Annotated in this window: 20 protein-coding genes; 15 read left to right on the top strand and 5 right to left on the bottom strand. The window is 73.0% G+C overall.

Going from position 1 to position 25,354, the window contains the following annotated elements; translation table 11 throughout:
- Window positions 1-2,759, top strand: a 2,759-nt coding sequence (locus H9652_RS18205; protein ID WP_191798036.1) for a non-ribosomal peptide synthetase, incomplete at its 5' end; no start/stop codon positions are given.
- 162 nt (window positions 2,760-2,921) lie between these two features.
- Window positions 2,922-3,521: an RNA polymerase sigma factor gene (locus tag H9652_RS18200; RefSeq protein WP_191798034.1), complete on the top strand. Its 600-nt coding sequence runs from the start codon at window positions 2,922-2,924 to the stop codon at window positions 3,519-3,521.
- Between the two features lie 30 nt (window positions 3,522-3,551).
- On the opposite strand, the gene H9652_RS18195 is transcribed toward H9652_RS18200, so the two are convergent.
- The 4 genes from H9652_RS18195 to H9652_RS18180 are packed head-to-tail and all read right to left on the bottom strand — an operon-like array spanning window position 3,552 to window position 8,381.
- Window positions 3,552-4,475 carry an SDR family NAD(P)-dependent oxidoreductase gene (locus H9652_RS18195; RefSeq protein WP_191798032.1) on the bottom strand — a complete coding sequence of 308 codons (924 nt, stop codon included), beginning with the start codon at window positions 4,473-4,475 and terminating at the stop codon, window positions 3,552-3,554.
- Window positions 4,472-5,908, bottom strand: a complete 1,437-nt coding sequence (locus tag H9652_RS18190; RefSeq protein ID WP_225228451.1) for an enolase C-terminal domain-like protein — start codon at window positions 5,906-5,908, stop codon at window positions 4,472-4,474. The genes H9652_RS18195 and H9652_RS18190 overlap by 4 nt, the downstream gene beginning before the upstream one ends.
- Window positions 5,905-6,717, bottom strand: a complete 813-nt coding sequence (locus H9652_RS18185; protein ID WP_191798030.1) for an SDR family NAD(P)-dependent oxidoreductase — start codon at window positions 6,715-6,717, stop codon at window positions 5,905-5,907. The genes H9652_RS18190 and H9652_RS18185 overlap by 4 nt, the downstream gene beginning before the upstream one ends.
- Complete coding sequence (locus H9652_RS18180; protein WP_191798028.1) at window positions 6,714-8,381, bottom strand: hypothetical protein; 1,668 nt, start codon at window positions 8,379-8,381, stop codon at window positions 6,714-6,716. Before H9652_RS18180 ends, H9652_RS18185 begins: the two co-directional genes overlap by 4 nt.
- A 219-nt stretch (window positions 8,382-8,600) precedes the next feature.
- Here H9652_RS18180 and H9652_RS18175 point away from each other — a divergent pair, with 219 nt between their 5' ends.
- Complete coding sequence (locus H9652_RS18175) at window positions 8,601-9,305, top strand: GntR family transcriptional regulator (RefSeq protein WP_191798026.1); 705 nt, start codon at window positions 8,601-8,603, stop codon at window positions 9,303-9,305.
- Window positions 9,306-9,395: 90 nt separating this feature from the next.
- On the opposite strand, the gene H9652_RS20405 is transcribed toward H9652_RS18175, so the two are convergent.
- Window positions 9,396-9,608: an HAD hydrolase-like protein gene (locus H9652_RS20405; protein ID WP_318244266.1), complete on the bottom strand. Its 213-nt coding sequence runs from the start codon at window positions 9,606-9,608 to the stop codon at window positions 9,396-9,398.
- Between the two features lie 409 nt (window positions 9,609-10,017).
- Here H9652_RS20405 and H9652_RS18165 point away from each other — a divergent pair, with 409 nt between their 5' ends.
- The 12 genes from H9652_RS18165 to H9652_RS18110 all read left to right on the top strand — a co-directional run bounded on the left by H9652_RS18165 (window position 10,018) and on the right by H9652_RS18110 (window position 25,307).
- Window positions 10,018-11,076: a GNAT family N-acetyltransferase gene (locus H9652_RS18165; protein ID WP_191798016.1), complete on the top strand. Its 1,059-nt coding sequence runs from the start codon at window positions 10,018-10,020 to the stop codon at window positions 11,074-11,076.
- Window positions 11,077-11,373: 297 nt separating this feature from the next.
- Entirely contained in the window at window positions 11,374-13,635 is a 2,262-nt protein-coding gene (locus H9652_RS18160; RefSeq protein ID WP_318244265.1) for a peptidase C14, read from the top strand.
- A gap of 55 nt (window positions 13,636-13,690) precedes the next feature.
- Window positions 13,691-15,946: a peptidase C14 gene (locus H9652_RS18155; RefSeq protein WP_225228450.1), complete on the top strand. Its 2,256-nt coding sequence runs from the start codon at window positions 13,691-13,693 to the stop codon at window positions 15,944-15,946.
- A gap of 264 nt (window positions 15,947-16,210) precedes the next feature.
- Window positions 16,211-17,503, top strand: a complete 1,293-nt coding sequence (locus H9652_RS18150) for a Gfo/Idh/MocA family protein (protein ID WP_318244264.1) — start codon at window positions 16,211-16,213, stop codon at window positions 17,501-17,503.
- A 139-nt stretch (window positions 17,504-17,642) separates the two neighbouring features.
- Window positions 17,643-18,914, top strand: a complete 1,272-nt coding sequence (locus tag H9652_RS18145; RefSeq protein ID WP_225228449.1) for an ABC transporter substrate-binding protein — start codon at window positions 17,643-17,645, stop codon at window positions 18,912-18,914.
- A 78-nt stretch (window positions 18,915-18,992) separates the two neighbouring features.
- A complete protein-coding gene (locus tag H9652_RS18140) occupies window positions 18,993-20,006 on the top strand; it encodes a carbohydrate ABC transporter permease (protein ID WP_225228448.1) in 1,014 nt (337 codons plus the stop codon).
- On the top strand, window positions 20,003-20,929 hold the full coding sequence (locus H9652_RS18135) for a carbohydrate ABC transporter permease (protein WP_318244263.1): 927 nt from the start codon (window positions 20,003-20,005) through the stop codon (window positions 20,927-20,929). Before H9652_RS18140 ends, H9652_RS18135 begins: the two co-directional genes overlap by 4 nt.
- A gap of 5 nt (window positions 20,930-20,934) precedes the next feature.
- Window positions 20,935-22,041: an NAD-dependent epimerase/dehydratase family protein gene (locus H9652_RS18130; RefSeq protein WP_318244262.1), complete on the top strand. Its 1,107-nt coding sequence runs from the start codon at window positions 20,935-20,937 to the stop codon at window positions 22,039-22,041.
- Entirely contained in the window at window positions 22,041-23,195 is a 1,155-nt protein-coding gene (locus tag H9652_RS18125; protein WP_225228447.1) for a dihydrodipicolinate synthase family protein, read from the top strand. Before H9652_RS18130 ends, H9652_RS18125 begins: the two co-directional genes overlap by 1 nt.
- A gap of 7 nt (window positions 23,196-23,202) precedes the next feature.
- Window positions 23,203-24,228: a hydroxyacid dehydrogenase gene (locus tag H9652_RS18120; RefSeq protein WP_191798012.1), complete on the top strand. Its 1,026-nt coding sequence runs from the start codon at window positions 23,203-23,205 to the stop codon at window positions 24,226-24,228.
- Between the two features lie 154 nt (window positions 24,229-24,382).
- On the top strand, window positions 24,383-24,847 hold the full coding sequence (locus H9652_RS18115; RefSeq protein ID WP_225228452.1) for a tRNA (cytidine(34)-2'-O)-methyltransferase: 465 nt from the start codon (window positions 24,383-24,385) through the stop codon (window positions 24,845-24,847).
- A gap of 127 nt (window positions 24,848-24,974) precedes the next feature.
- Window positions 24,975-25,307, top strand: a complete 333-nt coding sequence (locus H9652_RS18110; protein WP_191798008.1) for a hypothetical protein — start codon at window positions 24,975-24,977, stop codon at window positions 25,305-25,307.
- Window positions 25,308-25,354 lie beyond the last annotated feature (47 nt).

Raw genomic sequence — 25,354 nt, 5'->3', positions numbered from 1 at the left:
GCCGGGCGGGGAGCCGGGCGGCCGGGCCCGCCGGGGTCGAGGTCGTGGACCTCGCACCGAACCTCACCGGGGCGGACCGCGCACCGGACCGCACCGGGCCGGACCGAGCCTGGCGACCGGGCGACGGGCTCGCAGAGGACCCCGTCCCCGGCGAGCACTCGTCCGACCTCGACCGCACGGCGTACGTGATGTTCACGTCCGGCTCGACCGGAACGCCCAAGGCCGTGGCCGTGCGCCAGCGGGGCGTCCTGCGCCTGGCGACCGACAACGGCTTCCTCGTCCTCGACCCCGCGAACCGCTTCATGCACGCGGCCTCCCTGTCGTTCGACTCGTCGACGCTCGAGATCTGGCCGACCCTCCTCTCGGGGGCGTGCCTCGTGATCGTCGACCAGCCGCTGCTCCTCGCTCCTGCCGCGCTGCGCGACACCCTCCGGGCCGCGGCGATCGACGCGGTCTTCTTCACGACAGGGGTCTTCCACCACGTCGCCCGGTCCTGCCCGGAGGTGTTCGACGGGTTGCACTACGCGATCGCCGGCGGCGAGGTCCTCAACCCGGCCCTCGCCGCGCGCGCCGTGGGTCGCGCCACGCACGTCGTCAACGGCTACGGGCCGACGGAGACGACGGTCGTGGCCGTGGCGCACGTCCTCGGCGAGGCCGACGACGGGCCCGTGCCGATCGGCACCCCGCTCCCCTACGTCTCGGTCGCCGTACTGGACCCGGACGGCTCCCCGGTCGCCCCGGGCGAGGACGGCGAGCTGCACATCGCCGGGGACGGCCTCGCGGCCGGGTACCTGGGCGCCCCGGAGGAGACCGCCCGACGCTTCGTGCACCTGAGCATCGACGGCGCTCCCCCGGTCAGGTACTACCGGACCGGCGACCAGGTCCGGTGGGACGAGGCCGGTCTCCTGGAGTTCCGCGGACGGCTCGACGACCAGGTCAAGGTCCGCGGTCACCGGATCGAGCTCACCGAGATCGAGAGGGCGCTGTCGGGGGTCGAGGGCATCGGAGAGGCCGCCGTCGTGGCCGTCGAGGACGGGACGAGCCGGGTCCTGGTCGCCTTCTGCACTCCCGCGAGGCCCGAGGCCCCGGTCCCCGATCTTGCGTCGGTCCGCCGCGCGCTCGCTGCTTCCCTGCCCCACTACATGCTCCCGGCGGAGGTCGTGCCCGTCGAGGCTCTCCCGTTCACCACGAACGGCAAGATCGACCGACGGGTCCTCGCCGGCCGGGCGTCGGCCGTCGCGACCCGCCCCGCCACGGAGGACCTGACGGCCGCTCCACGGGACGCCCGCGACGCCGTCGAGCGCGCCTGGCGCGTGACCCTCGCGCTCGACGACGTCGACCCGGACGGCGACTTCTTCGCGCTGGGCGGCAACTCGCTCATGGCGGCGCAGCTCATCGCACGCGTCCAGTCGTCGTTGTCGCTCGACGGCGCCCACGGCCACGAACTGATCCGTGGCCTGCTGTCAGACCCACGCCCGGCGGCCTTCGCCGCTGTCGTCGACGAGATCCGGGTGCGCCCGACCGAGGATCCGGTTGCCGACGGCACGGACCGGTGGCGCCCCGACGTCCGCCTGCTCTCCCGGCCGGCCCCGGTCGACCGGACCCCTCGGTCCACCCCGCCCGCTGAGGTGCTGCTCACGGGCGCCACGGGGTTCTTCGGTTCCGCGCTGCTGCGAGAGCTCGTCGACCGCACGGACGCCACGGTCCGCTGCCTCGTCCGCGCTGCCGACGAGGACGCCGCCATGGCTCGCGTGCTGGCGGCACAGCGCAGGTACGGCCACGGGCCGCTCGACACCGACCGGGTCGTGGCCGTGCCCGGGGACCTCACGGCCCACCGCCTCGGGCTGGACGACTCGTCGTGGGAGGCGCTCGCCGCACGCACCGACCTGATCTACCACTCGGGCGCCCACGTGAACTTCGTCTACCCGTACGAGTGGCTGCGGCGGACGAACGTCGACGGCACGCGCAGCCTGGTCGAGCTGGCCGAGGCCGGCGGCGGCGTCCCGCTGCACTACGTCTCGACCATCGCCGTGCTGGCGGGCTCGGGCTCCGCGGCCGTCCGGCACGTCACCGAGGCCACCCCGCTCGACCACGTCGAACGGCTGTCGATGGGCTACCCGGAGAGCAAGTGGGTGGCCGAGCAGATCCTGCGCGCGGCGTCGGCGCGCGGACTGCCGGTCGTGGTCCACCGGCCCTACGAGATCACGGGCAGCACGGTCGACGGCCACTGGAACACCGAGGCCGCGATCTGCGCGTTCTTCAAGGCGATCGTCGAGATGGGACGCGCTCCGGACGTCGACCTTCCCCTGGACTTCGTGCCGGTCGACCACCTGGCCCGCGCCGTGGTGCACCTCGCGCAGACCCGGCCCGCGCAGGGGCAGACCTACCACCTCACGAACCCGCGCTACGCGCTGCTGGGGCTCATGGTCGAGCGGCTGCGCGAGCACGGTCACGTGATCGACGTCGTCGACTACGACACCTGGCTGCACGACCTGTCGGAGTTCTGCAGGACGCACCCGGAGCACCCGATCGTGTCGTTCCTGCCGATCTTCACGAACATCGCGTCGTCGAGCACGCTCACGGTCAAGGAGCTGTACTTCGAGGGGACGTTCCCGCGGTTCGGACGGGAGCGGGCGGACGAGGACCTCGCCGGGAGCGGCATCGTCTGCCCGCCGGTCGACGCCGAGATGCTCGACTCGTACGTCCGGTGGTTCCACTCCGTCGGGTACATCGACCGGCCCCGGGTGGGTGCTCGCTGACGGGGCTGGCGGGATCGAGGGACCAGGCCCCGGGCACGGACGCCGCCTGGGGCCGCTTCCTCTCGCCTGCGCGGGGCCCGCGGGTGACGATGGTCGGAGGGGTGCCACCGTGCGGGGAGGGGCGGAGCGGTACCCGCAGGCGGGCAGCACCAGGGGGCAGTGATGCGTGAGCAGTCGTCGGTGTTCGACGAGGGGTCCGTGGCCGAGGTGGACCTGTGGAGCCGGGTCCAGGAGGGTGACGAGCAGGCGTTCGCGGTCGTCTACCGGCGCTACTCGCGGCGCGTCCACGGCCTGTGCCGTGCGCTGCTGACGTCGGGCGGGCTGCACGACGACGTCACGGGGCGGTGCGAGGACCTGACCTCGGGCGTGTTCCTGGCGGCGTGGCGCCGTCGGCGGGAGATGGTCGTCCACGACTCGGTGCTCCCGTGGCTCCTCGCGACCGCGGCCAACCTCTGCTCGAACGAGCAGCGAGCCGCTCGGCGGCACCGCTGGCTGGTCGCCCGCGTCGCGCAGCTGCACGGGCGGGCGGCGCCGTCGGCGGACGGTGCCGAGGCGAGCGTGCTCGCGTCGATCCTCGCGGGCCGTGCCCGCCGCGAGATCGCGGCCCTTCCCTCCGCGCTGCGCGAGGTGGCCGACCTCTGCATCCTCCACGACGTCACGACGCGCGACGCGGCCGCGTTCCTCGAGGTTCCCGAGGGCACGGTCAAGTCGCGGCTGCACCGGGCGCGACGCCACCTGGGCCGGGCTGTCCTCGACCGCTAGGGCGCCCGGCGGCAGCGGCCGGGACGCCCGTCAGTCGAGCCCGTACCGCGCATCGAGCCCGGCGTCGTGCGGCAGTGTCCCGAACGACGCGGTCCACGCGCCGTCGGCCGCGATCGACTGGCCCGACACGTACGAGGACTCGTCCGAGAGCAGGAACGCGACCACGGCCGCGATCTCGGCCGACTCGGCGATGCGTCCGAGCGGCGGGCCCTCGGCGAGCCCGCGCTCCTCCGCCTCGGGGTCGACGGCGTTCGCGACCTGTGCGTCGAGGTGCGGCGTGCGCACCCCGCCCGGTGCGACCGTGTTGGCCCGGATGCCGTACCGCCCGTACGTGACGGCGACGCTGCGTGCGAGCGCGTCGATCCCGCCCTTGGTCAGCTCGTAGGCCGCGTGGTCGACGAACGAGGACCGCCCGTGGATCGACCCGACGTTGACGATCGACCCGCCGCTCGCCTGGTCGGTGAACGCCTCGACCGCGGCGGCGGCCCCCCAGAGGTAGCCCAGGCCGTTGATCTCGACGACGTCGCGCGCCGTGCGCTCGATCTCCTCGGCGCGCGCGGGGTCGCCGAGCGCGTGCAGCGGCGTGGTCCGGGTGATGCCCGCGTTGTTGACCCAGCCCGCGAGCGGCGCGAGGCCCCGGGCGACGCGTGCGGCCTCGCGGTGCGACTCCCGGTCGCGCGAGTCGGCGAGCACCACGGCAGCACAGACGCCCTCCTCGACGGTCCCCGAGCCGGCGCTCCGTTCGAGCCCGACGACGGTCCACCCGTCCGCGGTCAGCCGCGCCGCGATCGCCCGGCCGATGCCCTTGCCGCTCCCGGTCACCACGACGCTGCGGGTCGCGGCTGGTCCTGGCACGGGGGCTTGTCCGGTCGGGTTCTGGGCGGACACCGGTCCTCGCTCGTCGTCGTGCCCGACGGCGGAGCCCGCCCTGGGCGTGCCGGTCGGGTCGGTCATCGGTCCTCCTGGTCGTCGAGCATGCGGTTGTCATCGGTCGAGCATGCGGTTGGCGTCGTTCCGGGGCCCGTTTCGGACGCCAACCCCATGCTCGGCAGCGAGGGGTCGGACTCGAACGAGAAGTACGACGGCGAGAGGGCGAAGCCCAGACCGGGGGCCTCGGGCGGCAGCGCCGTGCCGGACGAGAACTCGGGACCGCCCTCGACGAGCAGCGGCGCCGGGTCGTAGGGGTTGCCCTGCGGCGACCGCTCGAAGGTCTCGACCCCGATCCCCGCGGCGCCACCCAGGTGCACGCTGACCTCGGGGTACACGTGGCTCGACGTCACGAGCCCCGCGTCCTGCCAGGACCGGACCAGGGGTTTGGCCGCGGTGATGCCGCCGATCCCGACCACGTCCACGCGCGCCACGTCGAGCGCTCCGAGCGCATCGAGCCGCGCGAGGACCTCGGGGTCCGTGACCTCGTCGCCGATCGCGAGCGGCAGCCCCGTGGCCTCGCGGATGCGCGCGGCGCCAGCGGCGTCCTCGGGCAGCACGGGGTCCTCGAGCCACGCGAGCGCGGGCGGCTCCCCGGCCGGTGCCGGAGCGCCGATCCCCCACGCGTCGAGGTCCGCGAGCGCCTCGTCCGCGTCGCGCCAGCCGAAGCCCACGTCCACGACGAGACCGCTGCGACCGGGCTCGCTCTCGCGGCCCGTCACCCCGGGCAGCTCGGCGCGCAGGATCGCGAGCAGGTCGCGCATGAGGTCGTGGTCGGGAGACCGCGAGATCTTGAGCAGCGACCAGCCCTCGCGGGCACGGTCGAGCACCTCGTCGGCGACGGCGCGCGCCGTGCGACCGGGGGTCGGGTAGGCCGCGACGAGGATCGCGGGCCGCGGCGCCGGGACGACCGGCCCGGCCGGGTCCCCGCTCGGCCCCTGACCAGGGCGGGCCGACGACGGGACCTGAGCGGCGCCGTCGGGCACGGGGGGCCCGAGAGGCACAGGGGGCACGTCGGTCACGGCGGAGTCCAGGAGGCGCCACACCGGGACGCCCGCGACCTTGCCCGCGACGTCCCACAGCGCGACGTCGACCAGGCCGATCGCCCGGCGCACCAGGCCCACGCGCCCCACGATCGCCGACCCGCGCAGCGCGGCGTCCCACGCCGCGCGCACCCCCGCGGCCGGGTCGTCGACCGGTAGGTCGCGACCCACGACGTGCGGCGCGACGAGGCGCTCGACGATCTCCGCCATGGGCGCCTCGCGCGTCAGGGCGTAGGAGACACCCGTGACCTCGGTGCCGTCCGGCAGGACTGCACGGACCTGGACCCCCACGTACTCGCGGCGCGTGACCGTCATGGCCCCGAGCTGCAGGGGCTGCGGCAGCGCGACGACGGTCGTCGAGGTGCGGACGTCGGTGACGCGCGCGATCCCGCCCGGGCTCATGGCTCGGCCCGTCATTCCGGCTTCTTCGCGAGCGGGACGCCGTAGTCGACGATGAACCCGCCGTCGACGTAGAGGGTCTGGCCGATCACGTACTGCGACTGGTCGGACACGAGCCAGCTCACGGCGTTCGCGATCTCCGAGGCGTCGGCGAGGCGGCCCGCGGGGATGCGCGCGAGGATCGTCTCCTCCTTGAGCGTCCCGGCCGCGACGCCCTGGCGGAAGACGCCCGTGTCGATGTATCCGGGCGCGACCGCGTTGACCCGCACCCCGCGCGCGGCCCACTCGGCCCCAGCCGTCGAGGTCAGGCCGATCACGGCCGCCTTGGTCGTCGAGTACGGGGCCCGACCCGCGGAGCCGCGCGCCGAGACCGAGGAGATGTTGACGATCGCGCCACTGCCCGCGGCGAGCATGTGACGGCCCGCGGCCTGGAGGCAGGTGAAGACGCCGTGCAGGTTGACGTCGACCACGGCCTTCCACTCGTCCCAGCTCAGGTCCTCGATGCCGCGGTGGCGCTGGATCCCGGCGTTGTTGACCAGGACGTCGATGCTGCCCGTCGCGGCGGCGACCGCGTCGAACGCCGCCCCCACGGCCGCGTGGTCCGTGACGTCGAGGGGCATCCAGACCAGGCCCGGCTCGGCGGGCAGGGCCGCGAGGTCGAGCGCGGGCAGGTCGTGCTGGACGACGTCCGCGCACACCACGCGGTGGCCGTCCGCCGCGAGCCGCTCGGCGATCTGGCGGCCGATGCCCGCCGCGCCGCCCGTGACGATCGCGGTGCGGAGCGGGGTGCCTGCGGGTGTGCCGGTCGGGGTGGTCGTGGTGCTCACTGGTCCTCCGTGGAAGTCTGCGCTGGTGCGGGCGTCGTCGCCGCCAGGGTGTCGACGAGGTGGTTCGCGTGCTGCTCGAGCCGTGCGAGCGAGCCGGGCGCGAGCGGCGACTGCCACGCCTGGTAGGCGCCTCGCACGTACGCCTGGTCGGTCGGCAGGTACACGAAGCCCGGGCCGTTGGTCAGGTTCGCGACCACCACGGGGCGGTCGCCCGCGTGCTCGCGGACCGTGCGCTGGAAGCGCGAGTACGCCTCGCCCGGGTGCGCGACGAGGAACCCGTCCCCGATCTGCCACACCCACGTGGGGTGCTCGACGGTCGGGCCGGTCACGTAGCCGTCGCGCAGGTTGCGCGCGCGGCGCAGCCGCTCGTCGCGACTGCGCGGGTCGATGTCGGCCCACTCGGCCTCCATCTGCGCGAGGGTCGGCAGGTCCCGCAGGTCCAGCACGACGGCGTCGCTCACCGCGCGCAGCACGCGCGAGCCCTCGACGGGGCGCGGCTCCCACATGCCCAGCGGCGCGCCGGACTGCACGACGTGCGTGAGCTCGAGAGCCGTGCCGGGGGGCGGCAGCTCGGCGAGCGCCGCGAGGACCGCGTGCCCGAGCGAGGTGCCGTGCCGGTCGGCGACCGCCACGTCCCCCGTGTACTGCTCGCGCGGGGCCAGCTCGCCCGAGGCCCCCTGGAAGAACGCGACGGGCGCCCCGGTCGCCTCCTCGACGAGGGCGCGCATCGCGCCCACGTAGTCCGGGGAGACCAGGGTGTTCTGCCACGCGAGCGTCGTGGGGTGGCACGCGTAGTTGACGATCGTCGCGAGGGGCGTCGTGGTCGGCAGGGGCTTGCCGGGGGCCGCCGGCTCGACCCGGCTGAGGCGGCCGATCACGACCGTGTCGTCGGCGGCGGCCCGCGGAACCGTCGGGTTGAAGCCGATCACGGGGAGCCCGAGATCCTCGGTCACGTCCGCCGGGGCGCCGGACAGGCCGGGCGCCGTGTCACCAGAACTGGCGGACGGCGTGTCGACGGGCTCGCCGTGCGACCCGCCCGCGCCGAGGATCAGCTCGCGGTCCGCCGCGAGCGAGCAGTACCCGGTCGTCCACTCGAGCGTCGCGGGGGCGAGCGAGGCCACGGCCTCGCGTCCGGCGTCGACGGCCTGCGCCGCGAGGTGCTCGAGGTAGGCAGGGACGAGCTCGCCGCCCTCGAGGTCGGCGTCGTGGCTGCACAGCACCGGGCCCGCGTGCGTGTGGGACAACGAGATGAGCAGCCGCTCGGGCGGCAGGCCGAGGCCCGCGAGGACCGCGTCCCGAACGCTGCGCTCGTCGTCGACGCGGCGCCACCACGTGGCGTCCACGGTGATCATGACCAGCGGTTCGCCCCGGGGAGCGCCGGTGCGCTCGGGGTGAGCGGCGCTGCCGGGCGTGCCGACCTGCGCGGGGTGAGCGGCGCCGTCGGGCGTGCGGCGCGCGGGCGAGACGCCCGAGCCGGGCGCCTGCTCCTCGGCGAGGGCGATCGCGGTGAGGGTCATCGCGCGGTGCGTGCCCCGCGAGGCGTTCCAGTCGGCGGGGCCCCAGTTGCGGGCACGGATGCCCACGGGCGGCGTGACGTCGCGGCGGGCTACGCCTGCCAGTCCGCGGAAACCGGGCACCGTCACCCGGTCGTGCAGGGACACCATGGATCCTCCTCGAGCCTGTGCGTCAACCCTCGAATGCTATAGCATGCAGTGAGGGGGCAAGCCGTCCGGTGGCCCTTCGCCTCGATGGTGGCACAACGGTGCGCCCCGCGCAGACCTCGCCCCCGGCACGCACCGCGGGCGAGGAGCCGGGCCCAGTTCGCCGACCGCTATCCTTCGGGGCACCTCCCGGATCGGACCGCAGAACACTACGGAGAACCCATGGCGCTCAAGAGCGTGCCCGACCTGAACGTCGCCGACCGCGTGACCGTCGAGCTGCGAGAGGCGATCTTCAGCGGCGACCTCGCGCCCGGGTCGCGCCTCGTCGAGCGCAAGCTCGCCGAACGCCTCGGCACCAGCCACATCCCCGTGCGCGAGGCCCTCACCCGCCTCACCGAGGAAGGGCTCGTCGAACGCCTCCCCCACCGTGGCGCCCGCGTCGCCGCGCTCACGAGCCGCGACCTCGAGGAGATCTCGAGCCTGCGCACGCTCCTGGAGCAGTTCGTCGTCGTACGCGTGCAGGCCGAGTGGGACGCCAAGACCGAGGCCCGCCTGCGCAAGACCGTGCAGCAGATGGTCGACGCGGCCGAGCGCGGCAGCTCGGCCCGCGTGTTCGAGCTCGACCGACGCTTCCACGAGCAGCTCTGGGAGCTCGCCGACCACCGGATGCTCATGACCATCACGTCCCAGCTCCGTTCCCGGATCACAGGCTTCCTGCGCGCCGCGAACGTGGCCCTGGACCCCGAGGCGCGCGTCGCGCACGCCGAGACGCACCACCTCATCATCGACGCGATCGCGAGCGGCGACCCCGAGCGGGCGCGGACCGTCATGGCCGAGCACATCGGCGAGGCCGCGGCACGGCTCGAGAGCCACACCCAGGACGGCGACGTCGCCGAGGAGCCCGCGGCGGAGGCCGGGGGCGCCTGACCGGGGCGGAGGCGCCGTGGGTGCCGGGACGTCGCTTGCGTCGAGCGTGCAGTTCGGGTCGTCACGAACCTGGTCCTGACAGCCCGAACGTCACACTCGGCGCGCCTCGCGGGACACGTCGAGGAGCGCGTCGAGCACCTCGACCGTCGAGCCGCGCACGACGTCCGGCGCCCGCTCCTCGCTCCAGGCCCGGCCGTGCGCGACCCACCCGGTCCGCAGATCCGCACCCCGGCCCCCACCGACGTCCGCGACCGGGTGGTCGCCGACCATCCACGCGGCCCCGACCCCGGGGGCACCGGGCACCAACGGGACCCCCGCCACCGCGAGCGCTGCCGAAGATCCGCCGGTCGCTTCGCGAAGGCCCCGGCCCGATCGACGAGGGTGTTGTCGAGGTCGACGAGCACCGCCCCAGGGGCGGTGCGGCGATCGTCGAACATGCGCAGAGCGCTCCTCGAACATGCGGTGGGGGTCGGAATCGGGGTGATTCACGACCGTAATCACATGTTCGGCAGCGAGGGGGGACGGTCGAGGGATGGACACTTCGTGCGAGGTCCAGCCCGACCTCGCACGTGCTTCGTTGCCGTGCATCGTTCACTCGAGAACGTGGATGCGAGACTATTCTTGCTATAGCAAACCGTCAAGGCGAAGCTACCGGGCGCCTTGCGCACGCGCCCCACCTGCACCGACACGCACCCGCTCATCGAGGAGCCCCATGGATTTCCGCACCGCGACGCCCGCCGACGTCCCGTCGCTGTACGCGCTGTGGGCCGCCGCGTTCGACGCGCCCCTCATGGTCCCCGTCTACGAGACCGACGGCGGCCGGCTCGACCGTACGGTCGTCGCGGTCCTCCCCGGCCCGACCACCGCCGAGGACCGCGTCGTCGCCTCGGTCTGCTGGACCCCCCGCACGCTCGTCGGCATCCCGGGCGCCGACGGGGCGACCGCCACGCTCACCGTGGGCGGCGTGGCGAACGTCGCCTCGGCGCCGGACATGCGCGGGCGCGGTCTGGTCCGCCTCGCGCTCACCGAGGCGGTCGAGCAGATGCACGCCGCGGGCATGGACGCCTCGCTGCTGTTCACGGGCACCCCGGGCGTCTACCGCCCGAGCGGCTGGGAGACCTTCGAGGTCCCCGTCACCCGCGGCCCCCTCCTGCCCGACGGCGCCGCTCGCCCCGAGCGGTCGAGTGCCACGGTCGTGGCTCGCCACGAGCGGCCGCCGCGCACGGAGTCCCTTGTCCCCACGACCTTCCCCGCCTGGGACACCGACCTCCCGTGGCAGGACCTCGCGGCCCTGCACGACGCGTTCCATGCCGCCCCTCTGACCACGCGCCGCACGGTCGAGCACTGGGAGCGCCGGATCCCCCTCTGGTACTCCGCGGCCGAGCTCCTCACGGCGCGACGCCCCGACGGGTCGATCGTGGGCTACCTGGTCGTGGAGCTCGAGGGCGAGGTGCTGCGCGTACGGGAGCTCGCCGTCGGGCCTGGTGACGCGACGGCGCCCGAGCGGCGCGAGGCGCTCGACGCGCTCGCGCTCGCCGTCCGTTCGCTGGCCCGCGAGCGCGGGGCGACCCGCGCCGAGGTGCGCCTGCCACGTGTCCCGGCCGCGGCGGTGCTCACCGACGCGCTGCTGGCTCCGGGCGGTCGCGAGACGACGTCGGACGCGACGGGCATGCTGCGCCCGGTCCGGCGTTCGACGGCGGAGATCGATGCCCTGCGCGCCGCGACGAGCGGCCCCACGGCGGGCTTCCACTGGCCCGGCGACTACCTGTGAGACGGCCGCCGGCGCGGCTCCCCGGGCGCGCCCGGCGGACCTGGCGAGTCGTCACCACCCTCTTGACATTGCTATAGCACCGGCCTAATCTCCGGGAAATGCCCGGTTCATCCGGACGCAACGAAGCGCATCCATCCTGCTGTCGCGGCCTGCCGCGCCCAGCCTGAACCGTCCCTCTCGCCCCGTCCCCCGGTCACCGCAGCCCCGGCCCGCCGGACTCCACCCGCACTCCCGTTGCCGCGCGTCGGCCACCCCTGAACGGACCCGTCTCATCGACCCGTCCGAAGGGTGACCCACGTGAAGACCCCCCTGACTGCCCGCGCCAGCGCGACAGCCCCCGACCTCTCCCCCGACCCCGACCCCACCGACCCCTCGCGCCGCAGCCTGCTGCGCGTCGCGGGCATGGGCGCGCTGACCGCGACCGCGTTCGCGCTGTCCACGGGCCTCGCCCCCTCCGCGCTCGCCGCACCGCTGGGCCGGAACAAGGACGAGCCCGACGACGAGCTCACCGTCGCGACGTCCGTCGCCCAGCTCATGGGCTGGCGCGCGAAGAAGATCGACGACGGGACCGTCGTCCAGCTCCTCGGCCACGCGACCCCCGGCGACGGCGCCGCACGCCTCGTCCGGTTCGATGCGAAGAGCACCGCGGCCGCCAACGGCGGCACGGTGCTGGCCCCCATCGGCGCGGCCGGTCCCGGCCGGTGGCACACCCTCCACACGGGCACGGCCGACTTCCGCTGGTTCGGGATCTTCGGCACCGACGCCCCCACGGGCAGCGCCGACGAGGCGCTCGACGCGCTCGTCGACGACCCGACCGTGAGCCGCATCGAGGCCCACACCGACCTCAACTTCGTGCGCCGTCACACCTACACGCGCTCGCACCTCGAGCTCGACTTCGGCGGCCGGACGATCACGACCGAGGGCATCGAGCGCAACTCGCACGACAACCCGTTCGGGGCCGTGATGTTCTTCCAGGGCACCGTCACGGACGTGACCCAGCAGCGCACGCTCGCCGAGACCATGCCCGACCAGCGCGACGTGTTCGAGGTCGCGGACTCGTCCGCGTTCGCGGTCGGCGACTGGTGGACCGTGCAGGTCGATCCCCGGCCGGGCGGCGGGCGCGACGAGCGCGAGCTCCAGCGCCTCGTGCAGGTCACCGAGGTCGTCGACGCGGCGCACGTGCGCGTCGACTACCGCAACGGCTGGGAGCTGGCGCCGGGCCGGGTGCTCGAGTGGCGCAAGGTCGTGCCCGTCGAGCAGGTCCACGTACGGAACATGACCTTCATCGGGGCCGGGCCGTACGACGGCCCGCTCAACGGCGAGCTGCCCGACGACCGCGAGCACACCGGCTCGCACCCGGTCGCCTACGAGTTCGCGGTGCGCTGCGACGTGTCGGACGTGCACGGCTCCAGGACGTGGTGGCCCGTCATCATGCGCCGCTGGAACACGTTCTTCGCGACCGAGCGCTGCTCGGTCGCCAACCCGCCGACGGTCTTCTACGGCGGTGCGGGCTACCTCACGCAGCAGATCTACTGCCTGTACGGGCGCATAGCGGACTGCCGCTCGCACAATGCCCGCCACCTCAACGACCTCACGGCCTCGGCCTACTGCCTCGTCGAGAACTGCCACGGTGACGGCGACGACCAGGGTGGCAACCCGTTCACGACGCACGGCCAGTACGAGCACGACCTCGTGTTCCAGGGCAACAGCGGCCTCATGGACATCGCCAACTCGGGGGCGCAGTGGGGCATCAGCGCCAAGCGCATCACGGTCAAGGGGCACGTGGCCTCCTGGTTCACGGTGAGCACCCAGATCACGGACCTGACCCTGGAGGACGTGCACGTCGTCGCGCGCTCGACGTTCGACCAGCAGGGCAGCCTGACGGTCAACGCCGACGGCGTGCAGATGCGCGGGTGCACCGCGTCGTTCTTCGCGGTCGCGCAGCGCTCGAGCCTGTCGAAGCGGCCCAACGTCATCGAGGACTGCCACTTCTCGCTGCCGGTCGGCAGCGTGCTGCACCAGACGCCCGTCGCCAACCCGGTCCACTTCGTCCGGACCGGATTCACCGGGTTCGACGGCACGGTCCTGCGCGGCGCGGGACCTGTCACGTTCACCGACTGCACGTTCGTCGGCTCGACCGACGAGGCCGCCCCCGCCGCCCCCGCGCTCGTCGGGTCGGCCGACGTCACGATCAGCGGCGGGACCCTCACCGGCACGGGCATCCGGCTCAGCGGCGTCCGCGACCAGCGGCTCACGGTCCGCGGGGCGAAGATCTCCGGCACGACGACGGCCGGCGCCCTGGTCTCGCGGGCCGCGGGCCCCGGGACGGTCCAGGTGGACCTGCGCGGCGCGACGCTCGCCGCGAGCGGGACCACCGCGCACGTCGCCCTCGCGGGCACCGACGCGCTGACCGCGGTCGGCACGCGCTTCAGCGGCGGCCGGTACGACCTGGCACCGACCACGCGCGTGCTCCAGTCCGGCTGCGTCGAGCAGGGCGTCGACCGCACCGGCTTCCCCGAGGGCGACCACGTCCTCGTCACCGACTCCCTCGCGCTGTGAACCGCACGAGCTCCCCCTGCCACCCGGAAGAACCCCTGATGAAAGGCCCCTGCAGATGACGAACCTCATCACGTCCGGACAGACCCCCGGCGAGCCGGCGACGACGCCGACCTCGCCCCGCCAGGCCCCCACGGTCGAGGCCCCCTCGCGCCGCAACCTGCTGCGCGTCGCCGGGATCGGCGGCCTCGTGGCCGCCGGCGCCCTGATGGGCACGCACTCGGCCGCAGCCGCCACGCCCGCTACCGCTGCGCCGTCGGGCGTGCTGCCCCTGAAGAAGGACGAGCCCGACGACGAGGTCCTGGTCGCGGCGTCCGTCGCCCAGCTCGTGGGCTGGCGCGCGAAGAAGATCGACGACGGGACCGTCGTCCAGCTCCTCGGCCACGCGACCCCCGGAGACGGCGCCGCACGCCTGGTTCGCTACGACGCGAAGAGCGAGGCGGCGGCCAACGGCGGCACGGTGCTGGCGCCGAAGGACGTCCAGGGCAAGGGAAGGTGGCACACGCTCCACACGGGCACGGCCGACTTCCGCTGGTTCGGGCTCTTCGGGAAGGACACCCCGGCCGACGACGCGCTCGACGCGCTCGTGAACGACCCGACCGTGAGCCGCATCGAGGCGCACTCCGACCTCAACTTCGTGCGCCGCCACCGGTTCACGCGCTCGTACCTCGAGCTCGACTTCGGCGGGCACACCATGACGACCGAGGGCATCGAGAAGGCCGGGCAGGACGACCCGTTCGCGGCCGTCCTGTTCTTCCGCGGCACCGTGACCGACGACGTCCGCACGAACAAGCTCACGGCCGTCATGCCCGAGCTGCGCGACGACTTCGAGGTCGCCGACTCCTCGAAGTACGCCGTGGGCGAGTGGTACGCGCTCGAGGTCAACGCGCTCGCGGGCAAGTGGGAGCGCGAGCTGCAGCTCCAGGTCCAGGTCACGCAGATCGTCGACGCGACGCACGTGCGCGTCAACTACCTCAACGGCTGGGAGCTCGCCGCGGGGCGCACGCTCACGTGGACCAAGGTCGAGCCCGTGCAGCAGGTGCACGTGCGCAACCTGTCGTTCGTGGGTGTCGCGGGCGGCGACCAGTACACGGGCTCGCACCCGCTCGCGTTCGAGTACGCGGTCAGCTGCGACGTCGAGAACGTGCACGGGGTGGCGACGTTCTGGCCCCTGGTCATGCGCCGCTGGTCGACGCACTTCACGACGACGCGCTGCTCGCTCGCCAACCCGGCCTCGATCACGTGGGGCGGCGCGGGCTACCTGACGCAGCAGATCTACTGCCTGTACGGGCACGTGTCCGACTGCCACACCTCGAACTGCCGCCACCTCAACGACTGGACGGCCTCGGCGTACGGCCTCGTGGAGAACTGCCACGGCGACGGCGACGACCAGGGGCCGTTCGTCACGCACGGCCAGTACGAGCACGACCTGACGTACGTCGGGAACTCGGGGCTCATGACGTTCGCCAACTCGGGTGCGGCGTGGGGCTCGTCGGCCAAGCGCATCACGGTCAGCAAGCACGTGTGCTCGTGGTTCGTCGCGCGGGTCAAGGTCACCGACCTGACGCTCGAGGACGTCCAGGTCATCCGCAAGGAGGGCCTCGCGGGCTCGGGCATGCTGTGGGTCAACGCCGACGGCGTCCAGCTGCGCGGCTGCCAGGCCGACGACACCCTGATCGTGTCGCAGGCGTCGAGCCGCTCGAAGCGCCCCAACGTCATCGAGGGCTCCCGCTTCGACGTCCTGCCGGGGACGCCGATCACGCAGGCCAACGTGACCAACCCCGTGCACCTGGTCCGCACGACCTTGAACGGGCTGGAGGGTGCGTCGTTCGCGGGCTCGGGGCCCGTTGTCCTGGACCAGTGCACGCTCGAGGCCGCCGAGGGCAAGGGCACCGTGACGGCGTCGGGAGACCTGACGATCCGTGGCGGCGTGGTGCGCAACGTCGCGGTCGTCGCGGCGGGCACCACCGAGCAGACCGTCCGGGTCGGCGACGGGGCGCGGCTCGAGGGCTCGCCCGCGGGTGGCACGTTCCTGAGCCGGGCGAAGGCTGACAAGCCGGTCACCTGGAACCTGGACGGTGCCCGATCGGTGGCCGCGTCGGGCGACACTGGTCACGTGAAGCTAGACACAGGTATCAATCGCTGGTCGGCCGTGGGGTCCACCTTCACGGGTGGCCGCCTCCAGCTCGCCGACGGCGCGTTCGGCGCGGGCTCCTACCTCCTGCACACCGGCAACGTCGAGTCCGGCGTGCAGCGCGTCGCGATCCCGGCCGACGGCCCGACGGTCTCGACGGCGGGCACGCTGGTGCTCTGACACGGCGTAGCCCCGCCTCGACCACGGGGTTGAGGTCGTCAATCGTGACCTGACGGCCTCAACCCCGTTCTCGGCACCGACCGAAGATAACGACTCGGTCGCAAGTTGACCTGGCGGGCTGTCAGGGCGCAGGATCATCTGGCATAGTTGCTATAGCAAATAGCAAATGAGGCCGTACTCGCCCGGCTCTCCGCCCGCACCGACCGTTCGACCAGCACCACCAGCCCCACCCCCGCAGCCCCCGCAACGACGCAAGGACCGCTCGTGACCCGCAATGATGCACCCGTGACCGTCGCCCTCGTGGGCGCCGGCAACCGGGGTCAGACCTACGCACGCTGGATCGCCGCGCACCCCGACCGTGCGCGCCTGGTCGCTGTCGCAGACCCACGCCCGTTCCAGCAGTCCCTCGTGAGCGACGGCGCGGCCTCGGCGAACCCCGACGCCGCCCCCGTCGCACGGTTCGCGGGCTGGGAGGACCTGGTCGCGGCGGGCGCCTCGGCCCCCCTCGCGGACATGGTCATCGTCGCGACCCAGGACCGTGAGCACCGCGACCCGGTCGTGGCCCTCGCTGCGCAGGGCTACGCGATCCTCGTCGAGAAGCCGCTCGCCCCGAGCGCCGAGGAGTGCCGCGACGTGGTCGACGCGGTCGAGGCATCGGGCGTCCTGTTCGGCGTGTGCCACGTCATGCGGTACATGCCGTACACGGACCTCATGAAGTCGGTCGTGGACTCGGGCGTGCTGGGCGAGATCGTCAACGTGCAGCACCTGGAGCCGGTCGGCTGGTGGCACGACGCGCACTCGTACGTGCGCGGCCCGTGGCGCTCGGAGAAGACGTCGAGCCCCATGCTGCTCGCGAAGTCGAGCCACGACCTGGACTGGATCCGCTACGTCACGGGCAAGCGCATCCAGACCGTCGCGAGCTTCGGCTCGCTCAAGCACTTCCGTCCGGAGGAGCGCCCGGCGGGCGCCGCGGACCGCTGCCTGGACTGCCCGCTCGAACCGACGTGCCCGTACTCTGCGCCGCGCCTGTACCTGGGCACGCTGCGCGAGAAGGGCGCGATCTGGCCGGTCACGGTCGTCACGGACGGCACCGACGAGGCGTCGGTGATCGAGGCGCTGCGCACGGGGGACTACGGCCGGTGCGTCTACGCGTCGGACAACGACGTGGTCGACCACCAGGTGGTCGCGATGGAGCTCGAGGGCGGCGGCGCGGCGACGTTCACCATGACGGCCTTCTCGGAGCAGGACCACCGCAAGACGCAGATCTTCGGGACGCACGGCTGCCTCGACGGCGACGGCGAGAAGATCCGGGTCACGGACTTCCGGGACGGCTCGGTCACGGTCCACGACTCGGGTCACCACGGCGCGACCAACGCGGCCGACGACCACGGCGGCGGCGACTCGGGCGTCATGGACGCGTTCGTGCGCGCCGTCGCGACGGGCGACCCGAGGCACGTCCGGTCGGGCGCCGTCGAGTCCCTCCAGAGCCACCTCGCCGTGTTCGCGGCCGAGGAGTCGCGGCACTCGCGCACCGTCGTCGAGGTCCCGGCCCGTTAGCAGCACGTCCCGTCCGTGCGGCCCTCCGGCCGTCCGGGCAGAGCAGCACCCCGCAGGCGCGACGATGCGCCGGGCGGGCTCAACAGCACACGGATCAACCAGCACGGTAGTCATCATTCGACGTCAAAGGAGCACGAAAATGACCATGCCGAAGAAGCACGTGGCGACCGCCATCGCGGCGATCGCCACCCTCGGCGCCCTGACCGCCTGCGGCGGCGGCGACGCGGCCGGCGGATCGACGCCCGTCCCCTCGGACGGCGCGGCCTCGGGCTCCGTCACCATGTGGACCTACCCCGTCATCGCCGACGAGGCAGCCCACAAGGCCTTCTGGGACAAGCAGATCGCCGAGTTCACCAAGGAGAACCCGGACGTCGACGTCAAGGTCGAGATCTACCCGTGGGCGGGTCGCGACGAGACGCTCGCGACCGGCATCGCGGGCGGCAAGGGCCCCGACGTCGTCTACCTCATCCCGGACCAGCTCCCGAAGTACGCGAAGTCCCTCGCCGCGGTCGACAACTACGTCACCGACAACACGGGCGACCTGCGGGAGAACGCCGCGAAGTCCGTGAGCATCGACGGCGCCATGATGGGCGCGCCGCTGATCATGAACTCGAAGCCGCTCGTGTGCAACGCCGCGGCCTTCGACGCGATCGGGGAGTCGGGCAACTACCCCGAGACCTGGGACGACCTGATGACGCTGGCCCCGAAGTTCAAGGACGCGGGCTACGACGTCACGAACTACTGGGGCGCGGTCGACGCGACGCTCAACGAGTCGTTCTACCCGCTGCTGTGGCAGGCGGGCGGCTCGGTGTTCTCCGAGGACGGCACGAAGGTCGCGTTCGACTCGCCCGAGGGCGTCGAGGCGCTCCAGTTCGTCACGGACCTGGCCGAGGGCGGCTTCGTCGAGAAGGACCTGCTGACGACCATCCCGGCGTTCGAGCAGACCCGCACGGCGCAGGGCAAGATCGCCTGCACGTGGCAGCAGGGCCCCGGCGACGTCGCGACCTTCTGGGGCGAGGAGAACACGGTCGTGCTCCCCTCCCTCAAGCAGGCCGAGTCGATCGGCTACGGCACGGTCGGTTCGCTGGCCCTCATGAAGAAGGCCGAGAACCTGGACGCTGCGGGCAAGTGGCTCGCGTTCGCGACGCGCCCCGAGGCGTCGGCCGAGTACGCGAAGGCCGCGGGCTGGTTCACGCCGTACACCTCGCAGACGGGCCTGTACGGCGACGACGCGACCATGGCCGCGCTCGAGGCCACGCTCGACGCGACCACCTCCGGCGACCTCAACGAGAAGTCGCGTGAGGTCATGGGCATCCTCGCCCCGGAGATCCAGGCCGCGCTCATCGGCCAGAAGACCCCTGAGCAGGCCATGAAGGACGCGGCCGCTGCCGCGAACCCGCTCCTCGGCTGATCTCGCACCACACCCACCGGGCCGGGTGGCCGCCGCTGAGGCGGCCCTCGGCCCGGTGAGGCGAAGGAGAAGAACCCCATGACAGCAACCACCCCGTCCGGAGACGTCCTCGGGCCAGGCCTCGAGGGCTCCGTGCCCGACGGCGCCGCGCCCGTCGCGCGGTCCACGTCCGGTGGGCCCTCGGGCCCGTCGCGCGGGAACGGACCGACAGGACCGTCAGCATTCCGCCGCACCATGGCCCGCCGCGAGGCTCGGATCGGCCTGCTCTTCGCTCTCCCGGCCTTCCTGCTCTTCCTCGCCTTCCGGTTCGGACCGGCGATCGCGGGAGTGGGGCTCAGCTTCTTCGAGTACACGATCGGCGGCACCGCCGAGTGGACCGGCCTCGACAACTTCGAGCGCATGGTCAACGACCCGATCTTCTGGTCCGCGATGCGCGTGACCCTGATCCTCAGCGTCCTGATCGTGCCGTTGTCGCTCGCGATCTCGACGTTCATGGCGCTGCTGGTCCGTCGCTCGTTCCGCGGCTCGGGCTTCTACCGCTCGGTGTTCTTCCTGCCGGTCGTCACGAGCCTGGTGCTCGCCGCGACGGTGTTCACGTGGGTCTTCTCGACGGGCGGCCCGTGGTCGCAGCTCATGGGGCTCATCGGCCTGTCGACGGACTCGTGGCTGGGGAGCACGACCCTGGTCCTGCCGGCCCTGGCGCTCGTGTCGATCTGGTCGCGCTTCGGGTACGGGATGCTCATCCTCCTGGCCCGCATGCAGGACCTGCCGCGTGAGCTCGAGGAGGCCGCGGCGCTCGACGGCGCGAACGCCTGGCACCGGTTCTGGCACATCATCATGCCGCAGCTCAAGCCGACGCTGTTCTTCCTGGCGGTCATCGAGACCACGGCGTCGTTCCAGATCTTCGACCTGGTCTACACCATGACGGGCGGCGGGCCCGCCCGCGCGAGCTACAGCCTCGTCTACCAGATCTACGACCAGGGCTTCAAGTACTTCGACCTCGGCTACGCCAGCACGCTCGGCGTCGCGCTGTTCATCATCACCATCGTCGTTGCGTTGGTGCAGCGTCGCCTCATCGGGAGGGACAAGTGACCACGCTCGCCACCCCCGGCACCCCGGGGCACCCCGGGACCGCTGCCGGCACCACCAGCTCGACCGGCCTGACACCACGCCGTCGGCGCAGCAAGAGCTCGGGCATGGACCTGACGTGGCGCGGCAAGGTCGTGCGCTACGTCGTCCTGAGCCTCGCGGCCGTCGTGACGATCTTCCCGTTCTACGCGATGGTCGTCCTCTCGCTCAAGCCTGCCGCGGCGATCCAGTTCCCGCAGAGCCTGATCCCCACGAACCTGGGCTTCGCGGCGTACGACCGCGTGCTCGGCGCGGGGAACATCTGGACCTGGTTCGGGAACACCCTCATCTACTCGGTCGTGTCCGTGGTCCTCGTCCTCGCGTTCTCCGCGATGGCCGGCTACGCGTTCGCGAAGAAGAAGTTCCCGGGCCGCGAGGCCATGTTCTGGTCGTTCCTCGCGATGGTCATGGTCCCGTACCACGTGACCCTGATCCCGACCTTCATCCTCATGGCGCAGGTCGGCGGCCTGGACACCTACTGGGGCCTGATCCTGCCGACGCTCGCGAACGCCCAGGCGGTGTTCCTCATGCGGCAGTTCATCATGGACATGCCCGACGACCTCTTCGAGGCGGCCAAGCTCGACGGCGCGTCCGAGTGGCGCATCTTCACGCGCATCGTGCTGCCGCTGTGCAAGCCGATCCTCGCGACGCTCGGCACGTTCGTCTTCCTGTGGCACTGGAACGACTTCCTGTGGCCGCTCATCATGGGCCAGGGCACCGACCACTGGACCCTGACCGTGGGTATCGCGTCGCTGCAGCAGCAGGACGTGCCGCTCAACATGATCCTCGCCGGCGCGACCATCTCCTTCGTGCCGATCTTCGCCGCCTACCTCGTGGCCCAGCGCTACTTCCAGGAGGGCGTCACCATGTCCGGAATCAAGGGATAGCACTCGTGTCTTCGACCTCACCCAGACCCCTTCACGCTGCCGCCGTCGCTCCTGCCGGTGCCTGCGCCGTCGGGCGCTCCGCCGGTCCCTCGTCGCTCGCCGAGCTCGAGGACCTGCTCACCACGCCCTCCCCCGCGCTCGTCGCGGACATGGCCGCCCGCTCGGGCGACCTGGTCGTCCTCGGCGCGGGCGGCAAGATGGGCCCGAGCCTCACGGTCCTCGCCCGACGCGCGCTCGACGCCGCAGGGCGCTCGGGCGACGCGGTCCACGCGGTCTCGCGCTGGTCGGACCCGGCCCAGGCCGACCACCTGCGCGACGCGGGCGTGCACGTCGTGACGGCCGACCTCATGACGGGCGACCCGGCCGTCCTGGCCGGGCTGCCCGACGGCGCCGACGTCGTCTACATGGTCGGCGCCAAGTTCGGCACGTCGTCGGCCCCCTCGCTCGCGTGGGCCGCGAACGCCGCGCTCGTGAGCGACGTCGCGCGCCGCTACGCGGACTCGACCATCGCCGCGTTCTCGACCGGGAACGTCTACCCGCTCGTGCCCGTGTCCTCGGGCGGCTGCTCCGAGGACGACCCGACGGGGCCGGTCGGCGAGTACGCCATGAGCTGCCTCGGGCGCGAGCGCCTGTTCCAGCACGCGGCCCTCACGCGCGGCACCAAGGTCGCGAACATCCGCCTCAACTACGCGGTCGACCTGCGCTACGGCGTGCTGTGCGACGTCGCGGCGCCGATCCTCGCAGGCGAGCCGGTCGACCTGACCACGAGCCACGTCAACGTCGTGTGGCAGGGCTACGCGAACGAGGTCGCGCTGCGCGCGCTCGGCCACGCGTCCTCGCCCGCGTTCACGGTCAACCTCACGGGCCCGGAGACCGCGTCGGTGCGCCGCCTCGCGGGGCTGCTCGGCGCGGGCCTGGGCCGCGACGTGTCGTTCACGGGCGCCGAGGCCGGGACCGCCCTGCTCAACGACGCGAGCCTGTGCCACGAGCTGTTCGGGTACCCCGACGTCTCGCTGCGCACGCTCGTCGACTGGCAGGCGCAGTGGCTCGCCGCGGGCCTGCCGACGAGCGGCAAGGCCACCAAGTTCACCGTGCGCGACGGGAAGTTCTGATGGGCTCGGTGATCGACGCCATGAAGCCCGACTCGCTCGCGCTCCTGCGCGCCGGCACGGTCATCCCGGCCCAGCCGCTCGCGCTGACCGCGGACCGCCGGTTCGACGAGCGCCGCCAGCGCGCCCTGACGCGGTACTACCACGCCGCCGGGGCGGGCGGCGTGGCCGTGGGCGTGCACACGACGCAGTTCGAGATCCGCGACGTCGGGCTCTACCGGCCCGTGCTCGAGATGGCGGCCGAGGTCTCGCGCGAGACGCTGGGCGGGCACGCCCCCGCGGGGTCCACGGTCACCGGCCCGCGCCCGCTCGTCCAGGTCGCCGGGGCCTCGGGCCCCACGGCCCAGGCCGTGGCCGAGGCGCAGGTCGCGGCAGACCTCGGCTACGACGCGGTGCTCCTCGCGCCGCGCGTGGCCGGGCTGGGCGGCACGCGCGAGGAGGTCGAGCGCCACCTGCTCGACCGCGCCCGGGCCGTGGGCGAGGTCCTGCCCGTGATCGGCTTCTACCTCCAGGAGGCGATCGGCGGGCCGCGGCTCTCGGTCGACTTCTGGCGCGAGTTCGCGTCGATCGAGGCCGTGGTCGCGGTCAAGGCCGCGCCGTTCGACCGGTACCGGACGATCGACGTGCTGCGCGGCGTGGCCGAGTCCGGCCGCGCCGAGCAGATCTCGCTCTACACGGGCAACGACGACGCGATCATCGCGGACCTGGTCTCCGAGGTCGACGTGCCGGTCGCGGGCAGCGCGAGCCCGTACACGGCGCGCTTCGTCGGTGGTCTGCTCGGCCAGTGGGCCGTGTGGACGCGGGGTGCGGTCGAGACCCTGCGCCTCGCGCAGGCCGCCCGGGGCGTCACGGCCGACGGCACGCTCACCGTGCCCGACGACGCGGCCCTGCGCCTCCTGGTCGCCCGTCAGACCGGCCTCACCGACGCGAACGCCGCGGTGTTCGACTCCGCGAACGACTTCGCGGGCGTCATCGCGGGGGTGCACGAGGTCCTGCGCCGCCAGGGACTCCTCGAGGGCATCTGGTGCCTCGACCCCGCCGAGACGCTGTCCCCCGGGCAGGCCGACGAGCTCACCCGCGTCACGGCCGCGTACCCGTGGCTCGGTGCGTCGGACGACGCGTTCATCGCGGAGCACCTCGACGCGTGGCTGGGATGATCCTGCGATGAGCCGCACCACGAGCGTCGTCAGCGTCTCCCCCGCGCTGCGGGCCGAGTTCTTCACGCCCGCGGCGTGGGAGACGCTGACGGCGCTGACCGACGTCGTCCTCGTCGACGACCCGGCGACGCTGGGTGCGACGCTCGACGCCGGGACGAGCGCTGCGCCGTCGGGCCTCTCGCGTGCGCAGGTGCTCGTCATCTCGTGGGGTACCCCGCGCCTCGACGCCGCGCTGCTCGACCGCCTGCCGGACCTGCGCCTCGTCGCGCACACGGGAGCGAGCGTCAAACCGTTCGTCACGCCCGAGCTGTTCGCGCGCGGCGTGCGCGTGACGCAGGCCGGGCAGGGCATGGCGCAGTCGGTCGGCGAGGTGTCGGTCGTGTTCGCCATGGCCCTGCTGCACCAGCTCCCGCGGTTCCACCACGGCCTCGCGTCGGGCGCCTCGTGGGAGGTCGCCGAGAACGCGCCGCCGCGCCACGAGATCGCGGGCACGCGCGTCGGCGTCGTCGGCGCGTCCCGGACCGGGCGCGCGGCGATCACGATGCTGCGCGCGCTCGGGGCCGAGGTCGTGGTCGCGGACCCGACGCTGTCGGCCGCGGACGCCCAGGCGCTGGGCGTCGCGCTCGTACGCCTCGACGACCTGCTCGCGACGAGCCGCATCACCATGCTCCACGCGCCCACGCTGCCCGAGACGCACCACCTGGTCGGGGCGCGCGAGCTCGCGCTCATGCCCGACGGCGCCGGACTCGTCAACACCGCCCGGTCGTGGCTCACCGACGAGGACGCGCTGCTGCGCGAGGTCGCGAACGGACGGATCGACGCCGCGCTCGACGTGTTCGACGCCGAGCCGCTGCCCGTCGACCACCCCTTCCGGACCCTGCCGAACGTGCTCCTCACGCCCCACCACGCCGCCGCGACCGTCCAGGGGCGGCTGCGGCAGGGGTCGATCGTGGTCGAGGAGGTCGGGCGCTTCCTCGCGGGCGACCCGCTGCTCCACGAGGTCGACGAGGCCGCGCTCACGCAGATGGGCTGAGCCCCCGACACATCGGCCACGGGGCGGTGGGAGAATCGGGACCATGCCCGACGACGTCCCCTCCTCCCCCGTGCCCGCATCGTCGCCCGGGGTCACCGGCGCTGAAGACTGGCGGCCGCACCTCGGCACCGACGCCGGGCGCCCGGCCCCGACGCTGCCCCACCTCGTGTTCTTCGAGCCGCGCATCCCCGGCAACACGGGCAACGCGATCCGCCTCGCGGCCGTGACCGGCGCACGCCTGCACCTCGTCGAACCCCTGGGCTTCGACCTCGACGAGCCCAAGCTCCGCCGCGCAGGCCTCGACTACCACGACCTCGCCGCGCTGGAGGTCCACGCCGGCCTCGACGCAGCCCTGGCCTCGATGCCCGAGGCACGCGTCTTCGCGTTCACGACCAAGGCCACGACCCGGCACACCGACGTCGAGTATCGTCCGGGCGACGTGCTGCTGTTCGGCCCCGAACCCACGGGCCTGCCCGACGACGTCCTGGCCCATCCCCGGATCACCGACCACGTCAAGATCCCCATGCTGCCCGGGCGCCGGTCGCTCAACCTGACCAACAGCGCGTCGATCGCGATCTACGAGGCATGGCGACAGACGGGGTTCGCGGGCGGCGTGTGAGGGATTCCCCGTACAGGGTGAAATGTCCATGGAAGGGTTTTCACGGATGTCCTGGCACCGGCGTCCAGGATGGACTGGACAGGTCCGGGGGACGACGACGTCCCCTCACCTGAAGCGAAGGAGCTCCATGCGAACCACCGGAAAGCGCGCCCTGGCAGTCTCAGCCCTCGTCGCCGCAGCCCTCGCCCTGGCGCCGGCCGCGAGCGCGGCCCCCTACGACGCCGGGCCGTGCACGTTCGACCTGACCCGCACCGGGAACACGTTCCGCCTCGACGCCGGCACGTGCGACTGGGTGCACCTCGAGGTGACGGCCAACGCCTGGGGCATCAACCTCTCCCGGTCGGCCTCCACGACCGACGTCACGACGTTCACGATCGAGGGACCGGCCTGGTCGGTCACCAAGGGGCTCGCCGTCGGGCGCCTCGGCGCAGTGACCGGACCCGTGGTGCGCGTGCTCTGACGCCCCCTCCCCACGTCCGCGCCGTCAGGGGCGGAGAAGGGGGCCGC

The sequence above is a fragment of the Oerskovia rustica genome (assembly GCF_014836555.1).
In the GTDB taxonomy this organism is placed as follows: domain Bacteria; phylum Actinomycetota; class Actinomycetes; order Actinomycetales; family Cellulomonadaceae; genus Oerskovia; species Oerskovia rustica.
Note: the sequence above shows the minus strand (reverse complement) of the source record. Positions and strands in the feature narration are given on the sequence as shown.

Coding starts and splice junctions, on each gene's coding strand:
- H9652_RS18175 (WP_191798026.1), top strand. CDS start 8,601: ATGGCGCTCAAGAGCGTGCCCGACCTGAACGTCGCCGACCGCGTGACC.
- H9652_RS18140 (WP_225228448.1), top strand. CDS start 18,993: ATGACAGCAACCACCCCGTCCGGAGACGTCCTCGGGCCAGGCCTCGAG.
- H9652_RS18125 (WP_225228447.1), top strand. CDS start 22,041: ATGGGCTCGGTGATCGACGCCATGAAGCCCGACTCGCTCGCGCTCCTG.
- H9652_RS18120 (WP_191798012.1), top strand. CDS start 23,203: ATGAGCCGCACCACGAGCGTCGTCAGCGTCTCCCCCGCGCTGCGGGCC.
- H9652_RS18110 (WP_191798008.1), top strand. CDS start 24,975: ATGCGAACCACCGGAAAGCGCGCCCTGGCAGTCTCAGCCCTCGTCGCC.
- H9652_RS18195 (WP_191798032.1), bottom strand. CDS start 4,475: ATGACCGACCCGACCGGCACGCCCAGGGCGGGCTCCGCCGTCGGGCAC.
- H9652_RS18180 (WP_191798028.1), bottom strand. CDS start 8,381: ATGGTGTCCCTGCACGACCGGGTGACGGTGCCCGGTTTCCGCGGACTG.
- H9652_RS18190 (WP_225228451.1), bottom strand. CDS start 5,908: ATGACGGGCCGAGCCATGAGCCCGGGCGGGATCGCGCGCGTCACCGAC.
- H9652_RS18200 (WP_191798034.1), top strand. CDS start 2,922: ATGCGTGAGCAGTCGTCGGTGTTCGACGAGGGGTCCGTGGCCGAGGTG.
- H9652_RS18145 (WP_225228449.1), top strand. CDS start 17,643: ATGACCATGCCGAAGAAGCACGTGGCGACCGCCATCGCGGCGATCGCC.
- H9652_RS18165 (WP_191798016.1), top strand. CDS start 10,018: ATGGATTTCCGCACCGCGACGCCCGCCGACGTCCCGTCGCTGTACGCG.
- H9652_RS18155 (WP_225228450.1), top strand. CDS start 13,691: ATGACGAACCTCATCACGTCCGGACAGACCCCCGGCGAGCCGGCGACG.